5 protein-coding genes and 1 pseudogene are annotated in these 6,786 nt (G+C 42.2%); 2 read left to right on the top strand and 4 right to left on the bottom strand.

Going from position 1 to position 6,786, the window contains the following annotated elements; genetic code table 11:
• A partial coding sequence (locus QT994_RS23770) for a hypothetical protein (RefSeq protein ID WP_333178917.1) occupies positions 1-339 on the top strand: 339 nt, incomplete at its 5' end.
• A 117-nt stretch (positions 340-456) separates the two neighbouring features.
• Positions 457-669, top strand: a complete 213-nt coding sequence (locus QT994_RS23765) for a hypothetical protein (RefSeq protein ID WP_333178914.1) — start codon at positions 457-459, stop codon at positions 667-669.
• Between the two features lie 1,304 nt (positions 670-1,973).
• Here the strand turns inward: QT994_RS23765 and QT994_RS27940 are convergent.
• From QT994_RS27940 to QT994_RS23750, 4 genes and pseudogenes are all read right to left on the bottom strand, one after another.
• Positions 1,974-2,111: pseudogene (locus QT994_RS27940) on the bottom strand (phytochelatin synthase family protein); the annotation flags it as partial.
• Between the two features lie 618 nt (positions 2,112-2,729).
• Positions 2,730-4,208 carry an SET domain-containing protein-lysine N-methyltransferase gene (locus QT994_RS23760; RefSeq protein WP_333178911.1) on the bottom strand — a complete coding sequence of 493 codons (1,479 nt, stop codon included), beginning with the start codon at positions 4,206-4,208 and terminating at the stop codon, positions 2,730-2,732.
• 777 nt (positions 4,209-4,985) lie between these two features.
• Positions 4,986-5,819, bottom strand: coding sequence for a hypothetical protein (locus QT994_RS23755; protein WP_333178907.1), 834 nt, complete (start codon positions 5,817-5,819; stop codon positions 4,986-4,988).
• 301 nt (positions 5,820-6,120) lie between these two features.
• Positions 6,121-6,450 (bottom strand): hypothetical protein, encoded by a 330-nt coding sequence (locus tag QT994_RS23750; RefSeq protein ID WP_333178904.1) that lies wholly within the window; start codon positions 6,448-6,450, stop codon positions 6,121-6,123.
• Positions 6,451-6,786: the final 336 nt, after the last annotated feature.

The following is a 6,786-nucleotide window of genomic DNA, read 5'->3' as shown; positions in this document are numbered from 1 at the left end:
TCCGTAGAATTTGCAGAACAAATCAGAAAGGTGATCGCCAATTTTGACCGATCGCTGGCCATTCAAGTTACAAGAGCGCTGAAAGACAAAACAGAACTGAGAAAGGAAGTTAGGGCGGCGTTGACCGTTGACGAGTTTGATAATTTCAGACTTTTGGTAACTGCGGGATTTATCAAGGGGACGCGGGTTAAGTACATTGGCACTCGCTACCATAATCAGCTACAAGATTTGGAGTTGGTAGTTAATGCAATAGATGGTCGATCAGAGATTTCTTGTACCAAACCTGACGGCAGATATACAACGTGGTTAAAGTCGGAGGACTTAGAAACCATCAGCTAGATTCCTCAATTCCGAGATTCTATCCGCTCGCCCAGAATTGCTACCGCTCGCGCCGCCATCTGGGCCGCACTTACCTAAGCTGAAAAACAGCAATTCCAAGAATTATTGGGCCCGCCGATGATCGCCCGCGACTTTGCCCGCAGAATCCGAGAGGCGATCGGCTATAACTCACCGGCCGTAGCTGTGGCCATCGAGGAAGATTTGGAATCTGCGATCGACTTTGGCAAGCTCACATCCGCCGAAGTTGTGGCGGTTTGTGGCAAGGCGCAATTTGCAGAGTTTCAGCGGCTTGTGGCGAGCCGATCGGGTGATCCTGGTGTTGCACCCTAAAATCTGTTTGCGACTCGCACCGTTGATCGACGCGGGAAACCTGACAGCAGCCGAGCGAGGTTGTGGCAGTTGTCGGCGCGGCAGAATTTGCCCGCTTTGAGCGGCTTATGAGTTTTCATGGGACATCATGAAAAGACATAATTTTGCATGAAATTGCATAATTTTGCATATTGGAAAACTGATGAAAGCACATAAAAACTCATGAAAGCTCATGAAAACTCATACTGAGCGCCCCTGATTTATCCCCGATAGCCAGTAAGGAATCGCGCTATTGATCGAATTAACAGCAAGCGATTGCCCGCACTCCCCAGTAAATTTTGGACTGGGTTCGATGGAGATTATTCCCAATCCAAAATCCAAAATCTAAAATCTAAAATCCGTGACGCGGACCTGTAAAGCGGGCGATCGGCTTGATGCGGTAGCTCGATCGCCCATAATTTATTTCCGGTTTACCAGTAGATAAACCGTGCTTTAGCTTGGTTTAGGTTGACTTTTGTTGACTTATTCTGATTTTGTTGACTTATTTTGATTTCTTGGTTTAGGTTGATTTTTCTTGACTTATTTTGATTTTTCTTGACTTATAGAGCTCATCGCCCGATCACATGAGGTTTGCAAACCTTTGTTGAACAAAAGCTCGATTTCCTGTTGCGTGAGTATTTTTGCCTGGCCGTGCCGTTCTATCTTCATGCAGGCGTGTATACTCAAGCCCGGATAGCCTATATGGTGGCAGTCCGGGTTTTTCTGTCTTAACCCGTTGAGGGAAAGTTATACGAGCGCGTTTTCTGATCTCAAATTCAAAAATTATGGATAAATATTATAGATAAATCTGTTGTGCTGGGTTTGGGCTCATTTGGTTTTTAAGATGCCTACTGCACCGTTGTTTCAAAAAGACGCTCAACTTCTAAAAGCTAGAGAGTCGAATAATAACAAGAAATCTTCTGAAGTTCGTAACCAGGAATATTGACTAGAGTCCGAAATCACGGCGATGATGAACGCAGCTAGGGCGGGTAGATGGGGGCATCGTGAAATGACATTCTATGGACACGAAAAACAGGGACTTTGTGGCGTATGTCGGCTCAATGCCTAATTAATTCGTCCGAGCGTCTAGCCACAACAAGAAAGTGATATCGGCTAGCTTCACCTTGCCAGCCAGCCGTAGCCCAATATAGCAAAACCATTTGATTTGTAAACAATCGATTCAATGATCACAAGCGTTTCAGGGGGTTATACATTCATGACTCAAATAGACTTGCTATATTTTCTCTGTTTACAGTCATCATTATCCCACTCTCAAATGTGTTACTTCATTGGTCTGGAATATTTCTCAACGCGGTAGCGAGCAGGATCAAGCCGAGTGCATTCAGAACCATCACAATACTAGCCATGCCACAATAGGCGGGACGTTTTTGGATTTCAATGTGAGTGCTAAGCAGTTGAAAATCCTGTTGCTCTTGCTCTGGCGAGCGTAGCTATGGTCTTTATCAGAAACACCATTGACAGAGTGTAATGTACCTGCCATCATCGCTGGCTGTCTCATTTGTCAGATTTCCTTGCTTCTCGACACCGGCAAGTAAATAGATTCCTAGCTCCTAGTTGTAGAGCCAATAATTTAGTCCTCACATATAAACCTATATTCTTCCCTATTGAGAGAATGCTCTTCTAAAAACCTCTTCATTTTCTGCTTTCCCTCTGCAATATTTTGAGAGCAAATCGCTACAGAAGCGTAGGGAAGAGGGCTAGCCATCTATAAGAGGCAATATATTTATTAATTACTTTCAGAAAAACAAATAAATTCAGTGAATTTGAGATAATCGGGTAAAACTTCTCAGTGTATAGGAATAACTATCTTCTCTTTTGTTTCTCTGGAAAACCTGGAAATTACGGAGGAATAAAAAATTAATAACTTGCACAATTAAACCCCAGAAGCATTGCTCCAAGGTAAACTATTGCTCTATTAGTCACCTTATTTATTTTTCATTCCTTAACTTCTTGTGGAAAAAGGGATAGGCTGTGTACGTGAATTATCTATTGACAACTATCCCCTATTCTCGTAAAGTCATTCAAGTCAGATATAGAGAATGAGCGATCTCTATTTTTAGTTGTGAATTCTTTAACTTCTTTTGGCGCTGAGTTACAGAATTTCCAGGTGTGCCGCGAATAATTCCCCGACACTTAGGCGACCCGCACTGACACTGAAATTCTGGAAAATTTTCATTCTCGATTGTTGCGTAGTCTACGGTTAACTCTTCTCCTGCTGCAATATCCTTGAGCGCGTATATATTGAGTCCTCGGTAGCCTATATTGGGTTCGCAAGAGTGGTTTTGCGGTATCCAGTTTGCCGGGTTTTCGTCCCAAAACATAAAGACTTCTTCACTCAAAGGAACAGCATACTGCCGAAACTCTTCTTGCTCTGATGCACTCCAGTGGGATTGGACATAATCACGGGTAACAATCCTTTTTGGATACTCCTCTCCCTGGAAGATAATTTCCCCAGCTTTCAAATCAGTCACCGCATAAATGCCATAGCCAGCAATAGCATTTCCACATACTTTAAATTTTTTCTGACGGCGTTGGTATCTGGTAATACCTTCTGCCATAATATGTTTGAGAAAGCTTGATGCACCTACCTCGTCATACTTTAAAATATAGTCAGCCGATGCTTCTGCGCCTCCTTCAAAAAAAATAGAAGGGTTAAAGTTAACTTCCAGAAAGAAAACTTCTTTTTGCTCATTTACTCGAAAATCTAGACGAGCATAGCCAGCACCGTTAAAAGCTAAGAAAATATTCTTAGCAGCGTCTCTCAAGCGGAGGTCAAGTTCTGAATCGGAACAAGGAATATTACGCTTTGGGTGATGTTGTCGCACCTTCAAATCGTAGGTTTTAAATTGTTCTCCTTCCGGAAAGACGAACTCTAGAGATTTATACGTTATCGGAGAGCGGCGCTCTTCAGGGTTAGCAGCCACAAGGACTGTAAACTCTCGCCCAGGTATATACTCATCGATTAGAACTTGACCAAAGTTGGCTATGAGTTCAGCCACTTTGCTCTGTAATGCCTCTTTTGTTGTTACATATGATTGATGATCAATTCCCAGACTGTCTGATGAGGCTGCTGGTTTAACAAACAGGGGGAATTGCAAGTTTTGACAAGCCCTCTCAACATCAGCTAACGTTTCAGCTTTCACAAATGCTGGTGTGCGTACTCCTGCAATGTAAGCAACGTACTTCATTAACTCCTTGCCTGGATCGTAGAGGTCGAAAGTCGGACCCGTGTAAGGCAAATTAAGCTGCTCCAAGGCAACGATTACATCAATAGAGGGAACATCCCAGTCCAAACATCCCGTACAGAGGTTGACAAAAATATCGTAACCTTGCTTCTTTAAATCTTTTAGCTGACGATACGTTGTCGCTTTGTTGAGAAATACATGGTCTACCTGGTCTTGTGGTAGTAGATGAGAAAGGTTACGTGGCGGTTCGCAGTTTTTGTAGTCTGCTTCTACTGTTGATTTAGAATAGTCAGGTTGCAGAACGCAAATTTTCATGTTGATTTCCTAGAGTGTCAGTTTGGTACAAGTATCGTAAAAGATTGGATTAGTTTTGAGTTATTGCGATCGCCTCTCGGATTTTTAAGTGCCATCATCTCAGAGACGGGCAATCGCCTTTTAGATAGAGGAACTGCAAGAAGATAGTGCAGCTATCCCTGAATCTGTTGCGCGAGGACGAGTATCGAGTATAGGGAAACTGGCTCAAGGAGGGATCGCGCCCCTGACTCCTAAATCAACTCAGGCTGAAGTGCGATTGCCTTGTCTCCATCATGGTTCCCCAACTCTGCCTGCGTCAGTCGGGAAAGTCGGATTGTAAAGTTGGAAAAGTCAGATCGTTCCATAAACTCCTACACATTACGAAGATAACTTATGCCTTAAGGAAGATGTCAATTAGAATAGATCTGTAATGTGTAAGTCTTCCTTGAATACCTTTTTTAAAGAGAAAATAAATTGAACCCTCCGAGGTGACAACACAGTCAAAGCAGCGGATTTCCCGATTCGCCATCGTAACAGTGTGGCGTGCTTGCGCGCTCTGCCGGAAGCAGCAGTGATCGCGCGATCGCACTTTCAAAGAAACTGGTTCGATAAGCTATCTCGCATTTTCTAACACTACGAAGCTAGGTTTGTGCAGCTTTTGAATGAAGCGTCAACACAATCCTAATACTCTAACTGTTCAGATATTTCTTCGTGGTGCTATATTTGCATAATTTAGAGGCTAAAACCTTTTGTTGGCTTAGAGTACCCTTGCAAATTAGATGACTAAATAACTATGGATCAGCCTGTAATATATTTTGTTAATTGCTCGATCAATTTTTCATATTCTGGGTTCGCCTTAAAATCATCGCTGAATTGATTAATGTAATCGGGGTCTACAAACATATAATCATCTTGGTGGTACTGAAAATTAATTGTCTTTTGTACAGTTTCATGGCAATTCGTTTCTGTCACGAAGCTGGCTTCTTTTGCTGACGTGTAGAAGATCGAGATATTTACAATTGGTAATCCCAATAAGTTTTCGCATACGAAAAGTAGGTGAGCAATTTTCTTGGTTGTTTCGGATTTTTCCGTAGCAACCCGAAGCTCACTCCCAAGGCTATCCACTACTTTCTGTGCAATGCTCAGGGCACCACCCATGGTGTCTATGCTACCAAGCACGTTTTTGATGATAGCAGTGTTGAGTGTCACTTGAGTAGAAGAATAATCAAAAGTCCGGTCTTCTTGGTGCATCTTTACGAAGAATCCGGACTTGCCAATTATAGTACCTATTGCCTCATAGTCATAGAGATTCTTTCCTGCTTTACTAAGGGCTGCCGTCCATGCGCCAAAAAACACAATTGTTTTTTGGAAAACCTTCTTTACCTCTGGGCTAATGTCTTTCTCATCGGCAGCAGTTGATGAAATCATAATGTTTCCCGTTTGGTTGAAGGTGTAATACTTTTTGATTTCTTCCTCATTGGTAGAGGGATCTGCTTCTACTTCGCCTGCTCCTACTTCAAAGAGTTCCACAGAATCATCAGCCGCAGAGGGTAGTTCTGCATATCGACTTTTGTAACTTTCGTTAGTGGTAACGAAATTCAGTAATTTTGTTTCAAATCCAGGGTAAAACATAAGACTCGTTTACTTGTTGTCAGTGAATATATACACTAGAATGACGCTTTTAAAATCAAATTTTTGAATTTTTTTAGTCATCCTCAAACTCAACTAAAAAGCGATTGCCCCCTTCATCTCCATCTCAACTAAAAAGCGCTCACCTTCCACAAAAAAGAGAAGCGATCGCTTCCTCTTCTCCAAACTTTACTAATCGCGTTCCTCCATGCCGTCTCCTCAATCAAAAAGTACTCGCTTTCCATAAACAAGAAAAGCGAACACTGAGTCTAGTTTTCTCCTCGCTTCGCCTTCTCCTCCTACCTCATGATACTTGCCCATATAGTACTTCATCTCCCGGATCGCCTTCCTCTATTACAAATATCCTCTGAAAATGAACGTAGATAATTCCGTCTTCATGAGTATTCATGTCGCACCTATAATCCCCATCAAAGAAATCTCCATTGACTTTCCTTAGCCGGGTTCGAGGTGCACCTTGACCTTGGGGATCACCGTCCACAATCTGAACATATGCTGGGGTATTGGGCAAGTTTATAACCATATTCACCACGATTGGAATTAAGTTTCCATTTATCTCAAAACTTATATTGTCTGTGCCATTCCCATTGATTAATGTTATTGTGATGTTTGGCATATTTGCTCCATATTAATCAATCTGTTTGTTCTTCTATACAACGTCTTCTCTCTTCTATTTATGAATTTTTCGTTTTTTGGCATCCTATTCGGTTCCTTGTCAAGGTGGTAATAAAGATGTAGTAAAAAATGCTCTAACCAGTATCTATAGGGGCATTATAATGGCGTACAAAATACCATATCACTCCTTCATGATTAAAGTGCAGGACTTACGCACGGACTACGGTTTTACGTCATTATGGGCGCAGCGAAGTAATCGCAAAAGCTTAGTTTTTCGTTACGAGTGCGTAAGTCCTAAAGTGGTAGTAGTGTAGTGAAAAGTGATCGCAGTTCTGAT

It is taken from the genome of Microcoleus sp. S13_B4 (assembly GCF_036700885.1).
GTDB lineage: Bacteria > Cyanobacteriota > Cyanobacteriia > Cyanobacteriales > Microcoleaceae > Microcoleus.
The sequence above is the reverse complement of the archived record's forward strand: the minus strand, read 5'-3'. Positions and strand labels throughout refer to the sequence as shown.

Bases quoted from the DNA above. Each gene is read 5' to 3' on its own strand.
- QT994_RS23765 (WP_333178914.1), top strand. From the start codon at position 457: ATGATCGCCCGCGACTTTGCCCGCAGAATCCGAGAGGCGATCGGCTAT.
- QT994_RS23750 (WP_333178904.1), bottom strand. From the start codon at position 6,450: ATGCCAAACATCACAATAACATTAATCAATGGGAATGGCACAGACAAT.
- QT994_RS23760 (WP_333178911.1), bottom strand. From the start codon at position 4,208: ATGAAAATTTGCGTTCTGCAACCTGACTATTCTAAATCAACAGTAGAA.
- QT994_RS23755 (WP_333178907.1), bottom strand. From the start codon at position 5,819: ATGTTTTACCCTGGATTTGAAACAAAATTACTGAATTTCGTTACCACT.